16 protein-coding genes and 1 pseudogene are annotated in these 17614 nt (G+C 62.4%); 9 read left to right on the top strand and 8 right to left on the bottom strand.

Annotation, left to right across the window (positions count from 1 at the left end):
* Positions 1–107 precede the first annotated feature (107 nt).
* Positions 108–2528 carry a phosphoenolpyruvate synthase gene (gene ppsA, locus KBY74_RS01275; RefSeq protein WP_254941145.1) on the top strand — a complete coding sequence of 807 codons (2421 nt, stop codon included), beginning with the start codon at positions 108–110 and terminating at the stop codon, positions 2526–2528.
* A gap of 17 nt (positions 2529–2545) precedes the next feature.
* On the opposite strand, the gene KBY74_RS01270 is transcribed toward ppsA, so the two are convergent.
* Positions 2546–3658: a metallophosphoesterase gene (locus tag KBY74_RS01270; protein WP_254941144.1), complete on the bottom strand. Its 1113-nt coding sequence runs from the start codon at positions 3656–3658 to the stop codon at positions 2546–2548.
* Positions 3659–3902: 244 nt separating this feature from the next.
* Between KBY74_RS01270 and KBY74_RS01265 the strand changes: the two genes are divergently transcribed.
* Positions 3903–5606, top strand: a complete 1704-nt coding sequence (locus KBY74_RS01265; protein WP_254941167.1) for an FAD-dependent oxidoreductase — start codon at positions 3903–3905, stop codon at positions 5604–5606.
* On the opposite strand, the gene KBY74_RS01260 is transcribed toward KBY74_RS01265, so the two are convergent.
* The 4 genes from KBY74_RS01260 to KBY74_RS01245 all read right to left on the bottom strand — a co-directional run bounded on the left by KBY74_RS01260 (position 5545) and on the right by KBY74_RS01245 (position 9001).
* The gene (locus tag KBY74_RS01260) at positions 5545–5907 is read right to left on the bottom strand and encodes an AbrB family transcriptional regulator (protein ID WP_254941143.1); all 363 of its coding nucleotides are present in this window, start codon (positions 5905–5907) and stop codon (positions 5545–5547) included. The two genes, KBY74_RS01265 and KBY74_RS01260, sit on opposite strands and share 62 nt — an antisense overlap.
* Before the next feature lie 104 nt (positions 5908–6011).
* On the bottom strand, positions 6012–6827 hold the full coding sequence (gene pgeF / locus KBY74_RS01255; RefSeq protein WP_254941142.1) for a peptidoglycan editing factor PgeF: 816 nt from the start codon (positions 6825–6827) through the stop codon (positions 6012–6014).
* A gap of 9 nt (positions 6828–6836) precedes the next feature.
* A complete protein-coding gene (locus tag KBY74_RS01250) occupies positions 6837–7721 on the bottom strand; it encodes a Tab2/Atab2 family RNA-binding protein (protein WP_254941141.1) in 885 nt (294 codons plus the stop codon).
* Positions 7718–9001 carry a S1 RNA-binding domain-containing protein gene (locus KBY74_RS01245; protein WP_254941140.1) on the bottom strand — a complete coding sequence of 428 codons (1284 nt, stop codon included), beginning with the start codon at positions 8999–9001 and terminating at the stop codon, positions 7718–7720. The genes KBY74_RS01250 and KBY74_RS01245 overlap by 4 nt, the downstream gene beginning before the upstream one ends.
* Before the next feature lie 49 nt (positions 9002–9050).
* Between KBY74_RS01245 and KBY74_RS01240 the strand changes: the two genes are divergently transcribed.
* The 6 genes and pseudogenes from KBY74_RS01240 (at position 9051) to folE (ending at position 14265) form a co-directional block, all read left to right on the top strand.
* On the top strand, positions 9051–9854 hold the full coding sequence (locus KBY74_RS01240) for a creatininase family protein (protein ID WP_254941139.1): 804 nt from the start codon (positions 9051–9053) through the stop codon (positions 9852–9854).
* 44 nt (positions 9855–9898) lie between these two features.
* Positions 9899–10618, top strand: coding sequence for an aldehyde oxygenase (deformylating) (locus KBY74_RS01235; protein ID WP_254941138.1), 720 nt, complete (start codon positions 9899–9901; stop codon positions 10616–10618).
* A 61-nt stretch (positions 10619–10679) separates the two neighbouring features.
* A complete protein-coding gene (locus tag KBY74_RS01230; protein WP_254941137.1) occupies positions 10680–11732 on the top strand; it encodes a long-chain acyl-[acyl-carrier-protein] reductase in 1053 nt (350 codons plus the stop codon).
* A gap of 30 nt (positions 11733–11762) precedes the next feature.
* The gene (locus tag KBY74_RS01225; RefSeq protein WP_254941136.1) at positions 11763–12752 is read left to right on the top strand and encodes an acetyl-CoA carboxylase carboxyltransferase subunit alpha; all 990 of its coding nucleotides are present in this window, start codon (positions 11763–11765) and stop codon (positions 12750–12752) included.
* A gap of 38 nt (positions 12753–12790) precedes the next feature.
* A pseudogene (locus KBY74_RS01220) lies at positions 12791–13513 on the top strand (SDR family oxidoreductase).
* An 8-nt stretch (positions 13514–13521) separates the two neighbouring features.
* Positions 13522–14265 carry a GTP cyclohydrolase I gene (gene folE / locus KBY74_RS01215; protein WP_106502465.1) on the top strand — a complete coding sequence of 248 codons (744 nt, stop codon included), beginning with the start codon at positions 13522–13524 and terminating at the stop codon, positions 14263–14265.
* 77 nt (positions 14266–14342) lie between these two features.
* Here folE and KBY74_RS01210 read toward each other — a convergent pair whose 3' ends face one another.
* Both KBY74_RS01210 and KBY74_RS01205 read right to left on the bottom strand, forming a co-directional pair.
* The gene (locus tag KBY74_RS01210) at positions 14343–14885 is read right to left on the bottom strand and encodes a hypothetical protein (protein WP_254941135.1); all 543 of its coding nucleotides are present in this window, start codon (positions 14883–14885) and stop codon (positions 14343–14345) included.
* Positions 14885–15577 carry a phosphoribosylanthranilate isomerase gene (locus tag KBY74_RS01205; RefSeq protein WP_254941134.1) on the bottom strand — a complete coding sequence of 231 codons (693 nt, stop codon included), beginning with the start codon at positions 15575–15577 and terminating at the stop codon, positions 14885–14887. Before KBY74_RS01205 ends, KBY74_RS01210 begins: the two co-directional genes overlap by 1 nt.
* Before the next feature lie 55 nt (positions 15578–15632).
* On the opposite strand from KBY74_RS01205, the gene KBY74_RS01200 reads away from it, so the two are divergent.
* On the top strand, positions 15633–16895 hold the full coding sequence (locus KBY74_RS01200) for a site-2 protease family protein (protein ID WP_254941133.1): 1263 nt from the start codon (positions 15633–15635) through the stop codon (positions 16893–16895).
* Here KBY74_RS01200 and KBY74_RS01195 read toward each other — a convergent pair.
* Positions 16802–17587 carry a lipoyl protein ligase domain-containing protein gene (locus KBY74_RS01195; RefSeq protein WP_254941132.1) on the bottom strand — a complete coding sequence of 262 codons (786 nt, stop codon included), beginning with the start codon at positions 17585–17587 and terminating at the stop codon, positions 16802–16804. The genes KBY74_RS01200 and KBY74_RS01195 overlap by 94 nt on opposite strands.
* Positions 17588–17614 lie beyond the last annotated feature (27 nt).

Below are 17614 nucleotides of genomic sequence, written 5' to 3'. Positions count from 1 at the left end.
CACCTATTTCGAACCAGTGGCAGGGGGTATGGGGTCTGCATCCCTGGCTTCACAGTTAAGACAACGCCCCAAGAAGTCGCCAGAGTCAGGTTGGCTGCCAACTATCCATGCCAACTACCCATACCAACAGCCGCGAACTGCTCGTCGTGCCGTTCGCGGCTGTTGGTATCGGGGCGATCGCCGAGGTGGGCGGCAAAAACGCCTCCCTAGGCGAAATGATCCGCGAGCTCGCGGGCCAGGGTGTGCGGGTGCCTGGAGGCTTCGCCACCACAGCCGCCGCCTACAGCCACCTACTGCGCAGCAACGACCTCAGAACTCCACTGCAGGCCCTACTCCAAAACCTGGATGCTGATGATCTCGGTGCCCTGCAGGCCGCCGGCAAAGCCGCCCGCAACCTGCTGCTGAACACCACCTTGCCCGCCGACCTCAGCGAAGCGATCCTGGCCGCCTATCGAGAGCTGGCAACACTAGATGGCGTTTTGCCAGCGGTAGCAGTGCGCTCGAGCGCCACAGCCGAAGACCTGCCCGATGCCAGCTTTGCTGGCCAGCAGGAGACCTTCCTCAATATTCAGGGCGAAGCTGCCCTGCTGCAGGCCTGCCGGCGTTGCTACGCGTCGCTGTTCACCGACCGGGCCATCTCCTACCGCCAGCTCAATGGTTTTGATCACCTCGAGGTCGCCCTTTCGATCGGTGTGCAGCGCATGGTGCGCTCCGATCTGGCCTGCGCCGGGGTGATGTTCAGCATCGACACCGAGACAGGCTTCCGCGACGCGGTGCTGCTCACCGCCGCCTACGGCCTCGGTGAAAACGTTGTGCAGGGCGCCGTTAACCCCGATGAGGTGCTGATTTTTAAGCCAACGCTTGAGCAGGGCTTTGCGCCGATCCTCAGTAAGCGACTGGGCAGCAAGGCGATCCGGATGGTGTATGGGGAAGCGGGGATAACCGTGACAAACGAGCCCGTGCCGGAAGCCGAGTGCAACCGCTTCGCCCTCAGCGATGACGAGTGCCTCACCCTGGCCCGCTGGGCCTGCCAAATCGAGCGTCACTACAGCGCTAAGCGTGGCGCCCCCACGCCGATGGATATCGAGTGGGCCAAAGATGGCCTCACAGGCGAGCTGTTCATCCTCCAAGCCCGTCCTGAAACCGTGCAGTCGCGGCAGCAGCAGGCGGTGCTGCGCAGCTGGCACCTGGAGCCCCACCAGGCCGAAACCCTGGCGAGCGGCCGTGCCATCGGGGCCTCGGTGAGCAGCGGCGTAGCCCGGGTGATTAAAGATCCCGGCGAAATCAGCCGTTTTGAGGCTGGCGACCTACTGATCACCGAACGAACCGACCCCGACTGGGAACCAATCCTCAAACGGGCCAGCGGCGTGGTGACCGACCAGGGCGGCCGCACCTGCCATGCGGCGATCATTGCCCGCGAGATGGGCATCACGGCCATCGTCGGCACCGGCGATGGCACCCAGCGCATCCATGACGGCGACGCCATCACGATCAGCTGCTGCGAAGGCGATGTCGGCCGGGTGTACCGGGGCAACCTGCCGTTCAGCGTCACGGAGCAGGCCATTGACGATTTGCCCGCCACCCGGACCCGCATCCTTATCAATGTGGGCAATCCGGAGGAGGCCTTCAACCTCGCGGCCATTCCCTGCGACGGGGTGGGCCTGGCCAGGCTGGAGTTCATCATCGCCAATCACATCAAGGTGCACCCGCTGGCCCTGCTCCAGCCTGAGCGGGTTGCTGACGCCCAGCAGGGGCAGCAGATAGCCCGGTTAACGGCCGGCCACACCAGCCCCGCCGAGTACTACGTGGATCTACTGGCCCAGGGCATGGCCCGCATTGCAGCGGCTTTCTATCCCAGGCCGGTGATCCTGCGCTTTTCCGACTTCAAGAGCAATGAATACGCTCGCCTGCTTGGGGGAGCTGCGTTTGAACCCAACGAGGAGAACCCGATGCTCGGCTGGCGGGGCGCCTCCCGCTATTACGCCCCCGCCTTCCGCCCTGCTTTTGCCCTCGAATGCCAGGCCCTTAAACGGGTGCGCGATGCCATGGGACTCACCAATGTGATCCCGATGGTGCCTTTCTGCCGCACCCCCGAGGAGGGGGATCGGGTGTTGGCCGAAATGGCCCGCTCCGGCCTGGTGCGGGGTGAAAACGGGCTTGAGGTGTATGTGATGTGCGAGCTACCAAGCAACGTGATCGCGGCAGAGGCGTTTGCAGAGCGCTTCGATGGCTTCTCGATCGGCTCCAACGACCTCACCCAGCTCACCCTGGGGCTGGATCGCGATTCAGCCTTGGTGGCTGAGTTGTTTGACGAGCGGCATCCGGCCGTGAAGGCCATGATTCGCCTGGCAATCCAAAGCGCCAAACGCTGCGGCCGCAAGATCGGCATCTGCGGCCAAGCCCCCAGCGACTACCCCGATTTCGCTCGCTTCCTGGTGGAGGAGGGCATTGATTCGATCAGCCTCAACCCCGACGCCGTGATCGCCACCCGCCTGGAGGTGGCCAGGATCGAGGCCAGCTTGGCCTGAGCCGCCAACCGCATCTCTCAGCCGATCCGCCGCAGCGACGGTCCCTGGCTGGGTTGAATCTGGGCAGGTAGCTGCTGGCTGCTGATCGACTCCAGGGTGGTCATGTTGTAGCTGGTGTAGGTCGTGCGTCCCGCGCCATCGCCCTGGCGCCAGAAGGCATCGATCACGGTGAGGGTCTGCACCGGAGCCGTGCTGTCCTGCAGCCGGCGGCGCGGACCGCTGCCCAGGGCGCCGAGGTTGAGCAGGTCCAGTTGACCCACCCGGCCTGGGAAGAAGGCGTGATGGTGGCCGCTGATGTAGGCATGGGCGCCGGTGCGCTCCAGCAACTGGCGCAGGGACTCGCTCTGCTGCAACACCTCGCCAGGCCGGTCCCGGCCCTCTCCTACGGCCAGCAGCGGCAGGTGGCCAAGCACCAGCCGCAACCGAGCCGATTGGGCCTCGGGGCTGCGCAGCTGGCGCTCGGCCCAGGCCACCTGTTCGGCGGGCAGGGCGGCCGAGGAGGCATCCCACACCAGCAGGAAAAGGTCGTGCTGACGCACGCTGTAAGCGAAGGGAAAGCGGCTGGCATCAACAAACTTCAACCCCAAGGCATTCTGCTGGCCGCGCCAATAACGCTCGGCCTCCTGGCGATCGAGCTCAAATATGTAGTGGCCCCCAGAGCGGGCGGAAGAGGCGTCGTGGTTGCCCATGGTGATCGCCACCGGCAGCCCAGCCTGCTCCAGAGGTGCCAGCAGTTGGCGATGGAAGGAGGCCCACATGGCGCTGAGGTGTACCCGGCTGAGGCCCTGCTTCTGGCCCGCCACCATGTCGCCGCCGCAGAGCACCAGATCGGGTTTCCAGCTGGGGATCAGTTCAACGGCCCGCAGCACCTCCGGCAGGTAGCTGGTGGAGCCGTAGCTGCTGTTGAGATCGCTGATCGCCACCAGGCGCAGGTCGCCCCGGGGCGGCAGCAGCGGTTTGGCACCGCCTCTAGGGGCGGCAGTGGCCTCAGGGCTCAGGCCTGAGGCCGCAAGGGCGGCCACTCCCAAGCCAGCCAAGCTGAGGAAGCCACGTCGGGAGACGAACGCACCAGGCCAGGTGACCATCGGCCAGGTGAGGTTCTTCGGCGTGCTGCGCTGGAACATGCCCATGGTTTAGCGCCCCGCCTAGGCAGACAGACGCCAGAGCAAGGTGCCGTGGGCCGTGGCTCGCAGCACACAAAGGACCGCCAGGGCCATGCAAAGGGGGCAGTGGGTAATCGACAAAGAATCGACGCCGCATCGACCTCCAGCCTGGCAGCCCAATTCAATTTCAGGCGCAGTGGAGCCAAGACTGCTGAAATAACGCCATGAATCAGCGCCCGGCTCCCGTGCAGGCGCCCCCTTGGAGTCGGTAGTGCTGCGCCTGAGCGAATTGAAGCTGCCCCTCGACCACAGCGAGGCCGACCTGGCGGCGGCAGTGCTGAGGCGCCTGCGGCTCGCCCCCGATCAACTACTTGGGTTGCGGCTGGTTAAGCGCAGCGTTGATGCCCGCAAGAGCGCGGCGATCACCCTCGTTTACAGCCTGGATCTGGATTTGGACCTTGATGCCCGTGCCGAGGCCCGGCTTCTAAAGCGCTTTGCCGGCGACCCCCATCTGCGGCCCAGCCCCGACACGACCTATCACCCCGTCGTAAGCCGAGCCAACGCTGGAAATATGCGACCAGTGGTGGTGGGAGCTGGTCCCTGCGGCTATTTCGCGGCCCTGCTGCTGGCCCAGATGGGGTTTCGTCCCCTACTGCTGGAGCGGGGCAAGGCGGTCAAGGAGCGCAGCGCCGACACCTTCGGCTTTTGGAAGGGGAGCGCTGACTTCAATCCCGAATCCAATGCCCAATTTGGCGAGGGTGGGGCTGGCACCTTCTCCGACGGCAAGCTTTACAGCCAGGTGAGCGAAGCCAAGCCCTATGTGCGCAAGGTGCTTGAGGAGCTAGTTGCCGCAGGCGCTAACCCTGACATCCTCACCCTGCACCACCCCCACATCGGCACCTACAAACTGGCCACGGTGGTGCGGGGGTTGCGGCAGCGAATCGAGGCCCTAGGGGGCGAGGTGCGCTTCGAGTGCCGGGTAGACGGCCTTGAGCTAAATCCCGTGGACCGCTCCATTCAGGGTCTGCAGCTCGATAGCGGCGAACGAATTGCCGCCACCCAGGTGGTGCTGGCCCTTGGCCACAGCGCCCGGGACAGCTTTGAGATGTTGAAAACCGCCGGCGTGGCGATGCAGCCCAAGCCTTTTGCCGTTGGTCTACGCATCGAACACCCCCAGAGCCTGATTGACAGGGCCCGCTGGGGGCAGGCCGCCGGCCACCCCCGCCTGGGCCCAGCTGAATACAAGCTGGTGCATCACTGCCGTGAGACAACCAACTTGGGCCGCAGTGTCTACAGCTTTTGCATGTGCCCGGGGGGATTGGTGGTGGGGGCTACCTCGGAGCCAGGTCGAGTAGTCACCAATGGCATGAGCCAGCACACCCGCAACGAACGCAATGCCAACAGCGGCATCGTGGTGGGTATCGAGCTAGCCGATCTGACGCCCTACGGGGAAAGAGACGACGATCCCCTCGCCGGCGTTGCTTTTCAGCGCTATTGGGAGGGCCGCGCCTTTGTTACTGGCGGATCTAACTACCAAGCACCTGCCCAGCGGGTTGGAGATTTCCTCGCCAACCGCCCAAGTCAGGGCAGTGGCGGAGTGATTCCTTCATACCAACCAGGAGTTTGCTATGGGAATTTGGCTGGCTGCCTACCGGAGTTCGTGCTGACAGCTATCCGAGAGGCCCTGCCTGCCTTCGATCGCCGTATTCCCGGCTTCCTAATGGGCGATGCCCTGCTCACCGGTGTAGAGACCCGCACCTCGTCGCCCGTGCGGCTACCCAGAGACGAAATAACCCTGGAGTGTGGCAACACCCCAGGGTTATACCCAGCCGGCGAGGGAGCTGGTTATGCCGGCGGAATCCTCTCGGCAGCAATTGATGGCATCAAAGTGGCCGAACAGGTAGCCCTGTCGATCACTCTTCCTCGTCCTCAGCACCCAGTGGTACCAAGCGAATCTGTTTGCGACCCAACTTGATTTCGAACTCATCGCCAGGCTTGAGGTCAAGCATGCCTGTATAAGCCTTGCCGACCATCAAGTTGCCGTTGAACTGGACCTTGGTGTTGAAGCTGAGTTTGCGGCCGCCCTTCCCGGTTTTGGCTGCACCGCCAAAATCGACTCCCTTGGCATTCAAGAGAGCCTCGTAGAAGGCTGTGAAATTCAGCCGTTCCGAACCGTCTTTTTTGTGGGAGACATAGCCGCAAGCGCGAACCAAATCAGACTTGCTCACATCCCCGAGTTCTTTGACTTTGGCGAGAAGGTCGACACCAGTGAGCATTGATGATAATTATGCAACTCCTGCATTATTGCGCAGAGACAGGCCCGAATGCAAGCTACGCGGCTTGAATTGAAGGCGAATCCAGCTTGAAACAGTGCCAAGATTCAAGCCTGAGAAACAATGCCGCTCCACTGCACCGCCTTCACCTGATCGCGCCGCCAGGAGTGAAAAAGCAGTGGTTCGCTGGCTGTGCAAAGAGGGCAGTGGCCAATTTGCGCCGTGGGCACCCCAAGTCGCTCAAGTTGGAGCTGGGCGGCAAGGCGAATATCAAGGCGGTCTTTAATAGGGTCTGGATCGGCCTGCAGAGCGCCGCACTGACGCAACTGCTCAAGCAGAACAGGCAGCAAAGACGCATCAGGGGCGGCGGCTAGAGACGCCGCAACCTGTTCAGACACCAGCCGCTGCACTTGGTAGGAACCACCGCCGATCGCTGGTCCTAGGGCCACCAGCAGCTCGGTCGGCCGACTGCCTCCATCCACCAGCTGCTGCACGGCGCGCTCGAGGATGCCTCCAGCCACACCGCGCCAACCAGCGTGGCAAGCCGCCACCCGGCCAGTAGCGGGATCAGCAATCAGCACCGGGGTGCAGTCAGCGCCACAAGCCCAGAGGCTTTGGCCGCCGGCATCACTAATAAGACCATCGGCCTCGGGAAAGGGATCGGCGCTGGCCTGGCTGGCTGGCAAAACCACGGCACTGTGCACCTGGCGCAGACGGTGCACACTCACCCCAGCGCTCACATAAGCCGCCAGCACCTCAGGCCCCCGTCCCTGCCATTGACGTGTAAAGAAGCCATGCTCAAACGACTGGAGCAGGTCGCACTGGAGGTAGTAGCCGCCATAGGTACCTACCCAGGTCCAACCGGGCAAGGAATTGAAGTCCCGGTCGGGATGATCAAAGGGGGGATCAACCGCTTCGGCCATTGTGGGGAATCAAGCGTCGGGAAGATCGCGCAGCAACCAGAAGCCCTCAAAGCGCTGGTCCTGCTCGCTGGCCTGAACGGCAAGGAACTGAAGGCCACCGGCCTGCTCTCGGGCGGCAGCAAAAGCGGCAGTCGCCACCTCTGCCTCCTCAGCCGGCAAGTTGGTGAGTAGCCAGCGATCCTCAAGGCCTGCCTCAAGCACTAGCTGCGGGCCACTGATCTCAAGCCGCACGGGTTCGAGCCCAGCCAGCCAGCCGGCCAGGGCCAGGGCCCTGGTGGAGCTGAATAGGCGAATGCCCGGCACCGGCAGCTCGGCAGCCCCCGCCATTGGTAGGGGTACGAGGCCAGCAAAGCCAACCTCCCACTCCGATGCAGCGGCTAGGGCACCCAAGGGCAAGGTGGCCCAGGCCCAGCTGTCGCCCCGCGCCTCTTCCGGCAAGGGAACCGCAATCGGTCGCAAAGCCTGGGGGGGCGGTGCTAACGGGCCCGCCATGTAGCCGGGCTCCTGGGGATACACCAGGCGCTCCCGCTCCTGCAGCCAGTTGACTAGGGCGTAGGTACGGCGGCTGGGCACCAGCTCCAATCCCAGCCCCTCAGCCGCCCGCTGCACCATGGTGCGCATCGAGCCACGCCAGCAGCGCAGCCGCCGAGGCGGCCCAAAACCCTGGGCGGCAGCACCAGCCAATGCTGCCTCCAGAGCCTCCCTCAGCCAGATCGAATTAACGCTGGTGGCAGGGCAGGCCTGGGCCCAGCGGAAGGATTCGCTCGCTACCTCCCCTGGTCCGGGCACCTCAGGGGTGGAACAGATCAGCAGCTCCCAGCGCTTTTTGCCATCTTCTTCAAGGATGGGGCGAGAGTAGTAGTCGAGCTCCCAATCTGGAGCGGCCTGCTTCATCCGGCCCCTTGTTCTTGCTGGCGCAGCACGGAGCGGGCCCGGTTGGCCCGCTCTGGAGCCTCAGCCATCACCTTGTCTCGATCAATCAGCAGTTCACCGGGCTGTCCCTCGAGAAGGGCGGTATTGAGGGCGATGCGGCCTCGGCCCGGATCCAGCTCGGTGATCAGGGCCTTGACCCGGTCTCCCTGGCCAAAAACTTCACGCAGGTCCCGCAGCTGAGCTCCACTAATTGCCGATTGGTGCAACAAACCGCTCACACCACCTAGATCGACAAACAAGCCATAGGGCTTAATAGCCACCACCTGGCCTTCGACCAGCTGACCCACCTCCAGGTTTTGGAACAGTGCTGCAGTTGCAGCTTTCTTCTCGGACAATACCAACTTGCGGGTCTCTGGATTGACCTCTAGGAAAGCGGCACCAAGGGTCTTACCCACCAAAGCCTCATGGTTTTCGCCCTCCTGCAGCTGGGAACGGGGGATGAAGCCGCGCAATCCCTCAAGTTCACAGGTGACACCACCTCGATTGAAGCCGTTCACTTTGACCTGCACCACCTTGCCCTCCTTCTCCAAGAGCCTCACCTTCTCCCAGCTCTGGCGCAGGGCCAAGGCACGGGCGCTGATGGTCACCATGCCATCGGCGTTTTGCTCGCCGGTGACGAGCACATCCACCTCCAGCCCCTTCGGGAAGGTCTCCTTGAGGTTGGTGATCACCCCCAGGCCGCACTCTTTCTTCGGCATGAAACCCGGCGCCTTGCCGCCGATGTCCACGTAAACGCCATCGCTTTCGACACCGATCACGGTGCCGCGCACCACCTCTCCAGTGGTGCCATGGGGCTCGTGGTCGTCGAGAGCCGCCAGAAAGGCTTCTTCGTCAAAGTCGAAATCGTCGACGCTCCGCGCCGCGGGCTTGGTGCTGGGCTCTCCAGCAACAGCAGCCTTGGGAGCACGCTTCTGACTCGGGTCAGGGCCCAATAGATCAGCCATGGTGAGGCCTTCCATGGACCCCAGGTCAAACAGCTCGTCGTCGTTTCGGACAGGAGTGCTTGCAGGTGCCGCAACCCGGTTAACGGGAGCGAGCTGAGCGGGAGCCTGGGGAGCTGCAGCAAGCGCAGGCTCAGTCGCAGACGGCTGCGGGGCTGGCTCGTCCTTGCGGATCATCAACACCTGGGGCGGCTTACGCAGGGGCGCCAGCGGCTGGGGGCGTGCAGGCACTGGGCGCGCAGGACCAGGGGGCACGGGCCGGGATGAGGATGAGGGCGGTTGACTGCCGGTACCGGCCATCTCCACTAAGGGCTGAGAGCCCCACACTGTAGTGATCAGTCCTCAAAAAATGCCCCAGCAGCGCCACCTTGAGCAGCTGGCCTGGCCGCAGGTTCAGGAGCTTGCAGCCCAGCCAGGAAGCACGGTTGTCTGGCCCTGGGGGGCGGTCGAGCAACACGGCCCCCAACTGCCGCTCGGAACGGATGGCCTGTTTGCCGATCGAGTGCTAGACGCAGTTTTGGTAGCGCTAGAGCCAAGCCTGCCCATCGTGCGGCTGCCGCTGCAGAGCATTGGCTTCTCCCCAGAGCACCGTGGTTTCAGTGGCACCATCAGCCTCCCCCCCCAGGTCCTGATCGAGCAACTGGTGGCCGTAGGCCATGAACTTGCCGGCACAGGTTTTCAGCGCCTGGTGTTGTTTAACGGACACGGAGGCCAAATATCCCTGCTTCAGACCGCCGCGCGCCAGCTGCGGGCGGAGCGGCCCGAGCTAGCCGTGCTGCCCTGCTTTTTATGGAGTGGTCCCGAGGGGATCGCCGAGCTGATCCCCGAGCCGGAGCGCTCCGACGGGCTGCACGCGGGCCTGGCGGAAACCAGCCTGATGCTGCACCTCGCCCCCCAGCTGGTGGGCGAGCAGCGCCCCTGCGATGGCAAGCGAGGCGAGGTCATCCCCGCGGGCTGGAGCCTGGAAGGGGCCGCCCCGCTTGCCTGGCTCAGCCAGGAACTCAGCCTCACCGGAGTGGTTGGCGACGCCCGCGGCGCTTCTGCAGCCCTGGGAGCCCAACTTTTTGACAGGTTGGTCGCAGGTTGGCAGCACCGCTTCGAAACCCTGCTGGCCAGCCCCTGGCCAGGCCAGGGGACGGTCAAAGTTCGGTAGGGAGTGGTTACAGTCTCAAGATCAGATCCAACAGCGCGGCTGCCATGACAACTCTTGCTCCTCACAATGTTTCCGAGGCGTTTCCTGCAGACCAACTGCCCGACTTCAGCACTGATACCTACAAGGACGCCTACAGCCGCATCAACGCGATCGTGATTGAAGGCGAGCAGGAAGCTCACGACAATTACATCTCTATCGGTGGGCTGCTCCCTGACCAAGCTGAGGAGCTGACCAAATTGGCCCGCATGGAGCTGAAGCACATGAAGGGCTTCACAGCTTGCGCCAACAACCTCGGCGTCACTGCTGACATGCCGTTTGCTAAGGAGTTCTTCTCTCCCCTGCACAACAACTTTCAGAAGGCTTTAGCTGAAGGCAAGGTCACAACCTGTCTTTTGATTCAGGCCATTCTGATTGAGGCCTTTGCCATTTCGGCCTATCATATCTATATTCCTGTAGCTGATCCATTTGCCCGCAAGATCACCGAAGGTGTAGTCAAAGATGAGTACACACACCTTAATTACGGTCAGGAATGGCTGAAAGCCAACCTTGAAACGGTGCGAGGGGAGCTGGAGCAGGCAAACCGTGAGAATCTGCCTCTGGTGCGCAAGATGCTTGAGCAGGTCGCTGGCGACGCGGCTGTTCTGCAAATGGACCAGGAGGATTTGATGGCCGATTTCCTCACCTCCTACCAAGAGGCTCTGCTCGAAGTTGGCTTCACTTCCAGGGAGATCGCCAAAATGGCAGCTGCTGCATTGATCGGGTGAAGCCTCCTGCCAGGGGTGTCGTGGCAAGATGTAGCGTCCGCGACATCCCCTGGGGTTGCCCATGTTCGGCCTGATCGGTCACTCCACAAGCTTCGAGGCTGCCCGTGAAAAGGCTCGCACTCTTGGCTTTGAAGAGTTTGCCGAAGGTGACCTCGACGTTTGGTGTAGTGCCCCGCCCCAATTGGTGGAGCATCTTCAGGTCACCAGCGCCACAGGCAAGACCATAGAAGGGGCATACATCGACTCCTGCTTCGTGCCAGAAATGCTGAGCCGGTTTAAAACCGCTCGCCGCAAGGTGCTCAGTGCCATGGAGCTGGCCCAAAAAAATGGTATCGATATCACCGCTTTGGGCGGGTTTACCTCGATCATTTTTGAAAATTTCAACCTGCTCAAGGAGCAGCAAATCCGTTCCACCACCTTGGAATGGGAGCGATTCACTACCGGAAACACCCACACCGCCTGGGTGATTTCTCGCCAGGTGGAAACCAATGCCCCCAAGCTCGGTATTGATCTGAGCCAGGCCCGGGTCGCAGTCATTGGGGCTACCGGCGATATCGGTAGCGCTGTATGCCGCTGGCTGAGTCAGCGCACTGGAGTCAAGGAGCTCTTATTGGTCGCGCGCCAGGCCCAACCCTTGCTGGACCTACAGCAGGAGCTTGGCGGCGGCCGGATCCTCAAGCTGGAGGAGGCCCTACCGGAAGCCGATGTAGTGGTGTGGGTGGCCAGCTTGCCCCAAACGCTGAGCATTGATGCTGCCAGTCTTAAGTCGCCCTGCCTGATGATCGACGGCGGCTACCCGAAAAACCTAGACACCAAGGCCAGTGGCAACGGCATCCACGTATTGAAGGGCGGCATCGTTGAGTTTTTCAGCGACATCACCTGGCAAATGATGGAAATGGCTGAAATGGACAACCCCAAACGTCAGATGTTTGCCTGTTTCGCCGAGGCCATCCTGCTGGAGTTCGAAGGTATCCACACCAACTTCAGCTGGGGGCGCAACAACATCAGCCTCGACAAGATGGATCTGATCGGTGCCGCCTCCCTGCGCCATGGCTTCCAGGCCCTGGGGCTGTCCGCCCAGATCGATCCCACCCCGGCCCTGACTACTGCCTGAATACCTTTCGTCCCCTTGCCCATCCCCGCCATGGCCCGCCGCGCCTTGCTGGAGTTCGAAAAACCCCTCGTTGAGCTCGAAGAGCAGATCGAGCAGATCCGCCAGTTGGCACGCGACTCGGAGGTGGATGTGAGTCAGCAGCTGCTGCAGCTCGAGACCCTTGCCACCAGGCGTCGCAAAGACATCTTCGATGCCCTGACGCCCTCCCAGAAGATCCAGGTGGCCCGCCACCCCCAGCGGCCCAGCACCCTGGACTACATCCAGGTGATTACTGATGAGTGGCTGGAGCTGCATGGCGACCGCCGTGGCAGTGACGACCGGGCCCTAGTGGGTGGGGTTGGCAGGATCGGTGAGCAGGGTGTGGTGCTGCTCGGACATCAAAAAGGCCGCGACACCAAGGAGAATGTCGCCCGCAACTTCGGCATGGCATCCCCAGGGGGCTATCGCAAGGCGATGCGGCTGATGGAGCATGCCGATCGCTTTCGCCTGCCGATTTTGAGTTTCATCGATACGCCGGGGGCCTACGCGGGGGTGCTGGCCGAGGAGCAAGGGCAGGGTGAAGCAATCGCCGTCAATCTGCGTGAGATGTTCCGGCTGCGGGTGCCGATCCTTGCCACGGTGATCGGCGAAGGCGGATCTGGTGGCGCCCTGGGCATCGGTGTAGCCGACCGGCTGCTGATGTTCGAGCACAGCGTTTACACAGTGGCCAGCCCAGAAGCCTGCGCCTCGATCCTGTGGCGGGACGCAGGCAAGGCCTCCACTGCCGCTGAGGCTCTCAAGATCACAGGCCCTGATCTGCTCAAGCTCGGCATCGTTGACCTGGTGTTGCCCGAGCCTGCCGGCGGCAACCACTCGGCTCCTCTCCAGGCCGCTGAGACCCTGAAATCTGCCCTACTGGAGCAACTCAGCCAACTGCAGGGCCTAAGTGAATCCCAATTGATCGAGCAGCGCTACGCCAAATTCCGCCGCATGGGAAGGGTGCTCGACAGCGAGTCCCCAATTGCTTCCCCCAGCTCTTAAGATTTGCTTCAGGTCCCGTTGCCTCCCAGAGCCTGCCTTTGCCTGATTCAGCACCTGTTGCTCTGATCACCGGCGCCTCGCGAGGCATAGGTGCAGCAGCAGCCCACAAGTTTGCCGCTGCCGGCTACGATTTGCTCCTGCTCGCCAGGACTACTGCGGACCTCGATTCGCTTGCGACGGATCTAAAGCCAACTGGCAGGAGAATCGAATCCATCGGCCTCGATCTCGCCGAGCCTGCCACTATTGCTCCGGGATTGGAAGACCTCTGCAGCCGAGGCCTCACCCCCACTGTTGTAATTAATAATGCCGGCGTTGCCTATACAGGCTCCTTGGCAGAGATGCCCCTGTAGCAATGGCAACGGTTGATGCAGCTCAATCTCACTGCCGTATTTCAGGTGTGCCAGTCGCTGCTTCCAAGACTCAGGCAGGCTGGCGGCGGACATATCATCAATCTGAACAGCCATGCAGCCCACCAAGCCTTCCCCGACTGGGGCGCTTACTGCGTTAGCAAGGCCGCTCTCCTCTCCCTTAGTCGATGCCTTGCAGTCGAAGAACGCCCCTTTGGCATACGGGTAAGCACCCTTACCCTAGGTGCGGTGAATACGCCTCTCTGGGAGAGCGAAAACGTCCACAGCACGTTCGATCGCCGTGCCATGCTTGACGTCGAAAGGGCATCTGAAGCCCTGCTGTACTTGGCCCAACAGCCAGCCACCTCAGTGGTGGAAGATCTCACCCTCATGCCGGCCGCCGGCGCGCTTTGAGCACTCCTATGACTTCCACCCTGCCGTCAAGCATTCCTTCGCTCTCCATTACACCCGATTCAGCTCCCCTGCCCATAAGTCTGCGAATCCGTGAGCGTCTTGACGCTGCAGGAGTCGCTTACCTCGCAAACGACAACATTGCTGACCATCTGCGCGATGGTGAGCTCGAGCAGTTGGAGATTGAGGTGGCGGGCAAGGTTCGCGAATTGCTACGTAGTCTCGTCATCGATATAGACAAAGATCACAACACCGAGGAGACAGCTGAGCGTGTCGCCAGGATGTACCTGCACGAAGTCTTTAAGGGGCGCTACCACGAGCAGCCCAAGATCGCCAGCTTTCCAAATGTTAAAAAGCTGGATGAAATTTATACCGTTGGTCCCATTACCGTTCGTTCAGCCTGTTCACACCACCTGGTGCCCATTTTGGGCAATTGCTGGATTGGTATCAAGCCCGGCGATCGGGTAATTGGCCTATCCAAGTTCTCTAGAGTTGCCGATTGGGTATTCTCAAGGCCTCATATTCAGGAAGAGGCTGTAATGATCTTGGCCGATGAGATCGAGCGTCTTTGCGAGCCCCAAGGTCTGGCGATTTTGGTAAAAGCCCAGCACTACTGCATGAAGTGGCGTGGTGTGAAGGAGCCCCAAACCAGCATGGTCAATTCTGTGGTGCGGGGCGATTTCCGTATAGATCCAAGCCTTAAGGCTGAATTTTTCGAGCTGGTTAAGCAGCAGGAGTGCATGCTTTCTACCTAGAGCGAAAGCCTTAGGTAGAAAGTCACCTTCCCCCGAAGACCAACCTCCCCGAAGACCAACCTCCCCGAAAATCAACCTCAGGGTTTGCTGCCAATTGGTCCAATGGCCGGCGAAGCCTGCCGGCTAGAACCACCACCTTGGGCTGGCACTGATATCACCACCATTACCTGGGCTGAAACGTCTTGAAGCTGCAATACGTAGCTGGGCCCTGTTGCGCCGTCAATCAGCAGCCACTGGTTGGCACCAGGGCTACGTCGGTACCAATGAAACGCTGAGGGTGGCAATGCGGCCAATACGTCGGCTAAGGCCGTGGCCTGTAGTACTGCCCCCTGCACGGCTTCACCCTGGAGCACCAGCTGCTGCAAACCATCGATTTGCTGCTGAACAGCACTCTCCTGTTGCAGATCCGTATTGATCTGCTGGCGTAGGGCACGGATCTGGGACTGGGGGTCGGCACTCACCCCTGGTACGCAGGAAAGCTGGCCATCCACCAGCTGGCAGCCCACTAGGTCCTGGGCCCGTACCGGTGCCAGCGGGCCTAGTCCTAAACCCGAGCCAATGGTCAACGCCAGGGCCCAGAGGGATGGACGAAGAAGCGCAGATGTACGAAACAAACCCATCAAGAAGGGGCAAGACCCACCAATCTTGACTGGGAAGGCCCAGCGAGGCCAGCAACCCGTACCGCAGCCACTAGCGCTTCAACCTGATCGAGATCCTTATTGCCTGGGCTTCGCTCCACGCCGCTGGAGGCATCGAGGCCTGTGGGGCGCAGCTGGGTCAGCACTCCTGGCACCCGGTCGGGCCGAATGCCCCCCGCCAGCCACCAGGGAAGAACTGGCGTAAAACCCTGCAGCCACTCAATCGGAATGCGGTGGCCGGTACCGCCCAACTGGTCGGGCACCCAGGCGTCGAGAAGCAAGGCATCCACCACTAGGGAGTAGTCAACGGCCCGCTGCAGATCTTCCGGCCTGCGAATCCTCAGGGCTTTCCAGATCTCACAGCCCAAGCGGGAGCGCAGCTGGCCGCAGAGCTGGGGTGTTTCTGAGCCGTGCAACTGCACCACATCATGACCCTGTCCCAGCTCTAGTTGGGCCCACTGCTGCTCGAGCGGATCGGCCACCACCAGCACACCTCGGCAGCCAGGCGCCGCGGCCCGCATCGCCCCAAAAAGTGCCGGCCGGTGTTCAGCATCAAGGAAGCGAGGCGAGCCCGGCACTCCGATCACGCCGATCGCATCCACCCCCAGTTGAGCAACCGCTGCGGCCTGGTCCGTTTCCCGCAACCCACAGATCTTCAGCAGGGGGGATGCCATGGCGAGGGCAAAGGCTGTCACCCCTTTCTAGGATCAGACACCAAGACAGAGGGCAGTGGGAGAAGGCTGGCAAATTTTCAAAATTCGGGGCATCCCCCTACGGATCCACCCCAGTTGGTTTGTGATCTTGGTGCTTGCCACCGCGGCCTTCCAACAGCACTACAGCCTCACCCTCAAAGATCCGATGAGCGGTGCGGTGCTCTGGGGTCTGGGGTTAGTTACGGCGATGTTGCTGTTCGTTTCGGTGCTCCTACACGAATTGGGCCACTCCCTGGTGGCCCTGGCCCAGGGGGTTGAGGTGCGCAGCATCACCTTGTTCCTGCTCGGCGGCGTAGCCAGCGTGGAGCGCGAGTGCAGCACCGCCCGAGGCGCTCTGCTGGTGGCAGCTGCTGGCCCTGCTGTAAGCCTGGTACTGGGTGTGGGACTACTGGCAGCGACCCATCCAGCCGCCCATCTCTCCCCCCTGCTGGGCGCCATGGTTTCAGAACTGGGCACCCTCAACATGGTGCTGGCCCTGTTCAACCTGCTGCCCGGCCTACCGCTGGATGGGGGCTTGATTGTGAAGGCCCTGGTTTGGCAGGCGAGCGGTAGCCAGCGGCGCGGCGTGGAGGTTGCCAACAGCTGCGGGCGCTTCCTTTCCCTGTTGGCCATTGGCATGGGCACCGTGGTGCTGCTGCGCGGAGGGGGCCTCAGCGGCGCCTGGTTGATGCTGCTGGGCTGGTTTGGACTTGGGGCCTCGCGCAATCAGCGCCAAATGCTCGCCTTACAGCAAACCCTCAACGAACTAAAAGTACGGGATGCGGCTGGGCGGCGATTTCGGGTGCTTGAGGCGGCAGGTCGGTTACGGGAACTGAGCCAGATGCGTGTCTCCCAAGCCAGCGAGGTCGACCAAGGCGACTGGCTGCTGGTCTGCGATCGCGGCCGCTGGCAGGGCTTCATCGACGACAAGCCCCTGCAACAACTGCCAGTGCAGCGTTGGGATACGGACAGCATCGGCGACCACATCCAGCCCCTCTCGAGCCTGCCCTCCATCCGGGAGTCGGCACCGCTGTGGCAAGCGGTGCAGCAACTCGAGGAAAGCGGCCGCAACCGGCTGCTGGTGCTAAGCCCAGCCGGCCTCCCCTGCGGCACCATCGAACGCCCCGAGCTCGGCGAGGCGGTGCTTGCCAAGTTGGGCCTGCGCCTGCCCACTCCCATGCTTGAGGCCGCCCGTCGCCAAGGCACCTATCCACTTGGCCTGGCCTTAGCCCAGGTGGTGCGCTCCATGGTGGCCTCTGGTGAAGCAAGCGAGGAGGGGCCAGCCAAAGCCAGCCCGTAACTGGCCTCGGTCGCTGCAATCTGTTCCCATTCCTCGCTGCTGAGGGGGATGGTCCTGTTACCGGCCGCCGCCGCAGGCAGCTCAGCCTGGGCCGCTTCGATCAAACGCAGCTCCAGCTCAGCGCGGTCTATGGGCAGAACTGGCAATTGGGGTGGCGGCCCGCCAAACACAAGCTTCCATAAGTCAGCGGGTGGCTCCAAAAGAATCGAGCCGTGCTGCAGCAGGCAGCCGCGGCGCCAGAGCTGGGCGCTGCCAACCCGCTTGACGCCGCTGGCGTGCCCTAGATCCGCAGCCGTACTGGTGGCAAAGCAGCTGCTGGGTTGTGGGCTGGCGGCCTGGCGGCCTGCCTGTAATGGCAGTCCCAATGCGGCAAAGCAATTCACAAGCCAGGCGCAAGCGCTGCCGTACGTCTCCTGACGCGATAGGGGGGGATCAGGCCACACCAGGGCGTAGGTGAGCTCTCCGGCGTGGAGCACGGCACGGCCGCCACTGGGTCGCCGCACCAAATCGATCACCCCCGCCGCTGCCAGCGCCTGCCAATGGGGTTCTATGCAGCGCTGGTGAAACCCCAGAGACAGGGTCGGGCGCTGCCAGGAGTAGAGCCGAAAGGCCGGTGCCCGTTGGTCCAGCAGCAGGCTGTCTATCGCCATCTGCCTGGCTCCCGGATGGCAGCTGCTGGGCAGCAGCCGCATGGCTGGGAGGGGAGATGCTGGAGAGTG

Source organism: Cyanobium sp. A1C-AMD (genome assembly GCF_024346495.1).
Taxonomy (GTDB): domain Bacteria; phylum Cyanobacteriota; class Cyanobacteriia; order PCC-6307; family Cyanobiaceae; genus Cyanobium_A; species Cyanobium_A usitatum.
The sequence above is the reverse complement of the archived record's forward strand: the minus strand, read 5'-3'. Positions and strand labels throughout refer to the sequence as shown.

Coding starts and splice junctions, on each gene's coding strand:
- KBY74_RS01195 (WP_254941132.1), bottom strand. CDS start 17,587: ATGCGGCTGCTGCCCAGCAGCTGCCATCCGGGAGCCAGGCAGATGGCG.
- folE (WP_106502465.1), top strand. CDS start 13,522: ATGACTTCCACCCTGCCGTCAAGCATTCCTTCGCTCTCCATTACACCC.
- KBY74_RS01225 (WP_254941136.1), top strand. CDS start 11,763: ATGGCCCGCCGCGCCTTGCTGGAGTTCGAAAAACCCCTCGTTGAGCTC.
- KBY74_RS01245 (WP_254941140.1), bottom strand. CDS start 9,001: ATGGCCGGTACCGGCAGTCAACCGCCCTCATCCTCATCCCGGCCCGTG.
- KBY74_RS01210 (WP_254941135.1), bottom strand. CDS start 14,885: ATGGGTTTGTTTCGTACATCTGCGCTTCTTCGTCCATCCCTCTGGGCC.
- pgeF (WP_254941142.1), bottom strand. CDS start 6,827: ATGGCCGAAGCGGTTGATCCCCCCTTTGATCATCCCGACCGGGACTTC.
- KBY74_RS01250 (WP_254941141.1), bottom strand. CDS start 7,721: ATGAAGCAGGCCGCTCCAGATTGGGAGCTCGACTACTACTCTCGCCCC.
- KBY74_RS01235 (WP_254941138.1), top strand. CDS start 9,899: ATGACAACTCTTGCTCCTCACAATGTTTCCGAGGCGTTTCCTGCAGAC.
- KBY74_RS01270 (WP_254941144.1), bottom strand. CDS start 3,658: ATGGGCATGTTCCAGCGCAGCACGCCGAAGAACCTCACCTGGCCGATG.
- ppsA (WP_254941145.1), top strand. CDS start 108: ATGCCAACTACCCATACCAACAGCCGCGAACTGCTCGTCGTGCCGTTC.
- KBY74_RS01260 (WP_254941143.1), bottom strand. CDS start 5,907: ATGCTCACTGGTGTCGACCTTCTCGCCAAAGTCAAAGAACTCGGGGAT.
- KBY74_RS01240 (WP_254941139.1), top strand. CDS start 9,051: ATGCCCCAGCAGCGCCACCTTGAGCAGCTGGCCTGGCCGCAGGTTCAG.
- KBY74_RS01230 (WP_254941137.1), top strand. CDS start 10,680: ATGTTCGGCCTGATCGGTCACTCCACAAGCTTCGAGGCTGCCCGTGAA.
- KBY74_RS01205 (WP_254941134.1), bottom strand. CDS start 15,577: ATGGCATCCCCCCTGCTGAAGATCTGTGGGTTGCGGGAAACGGACCAG.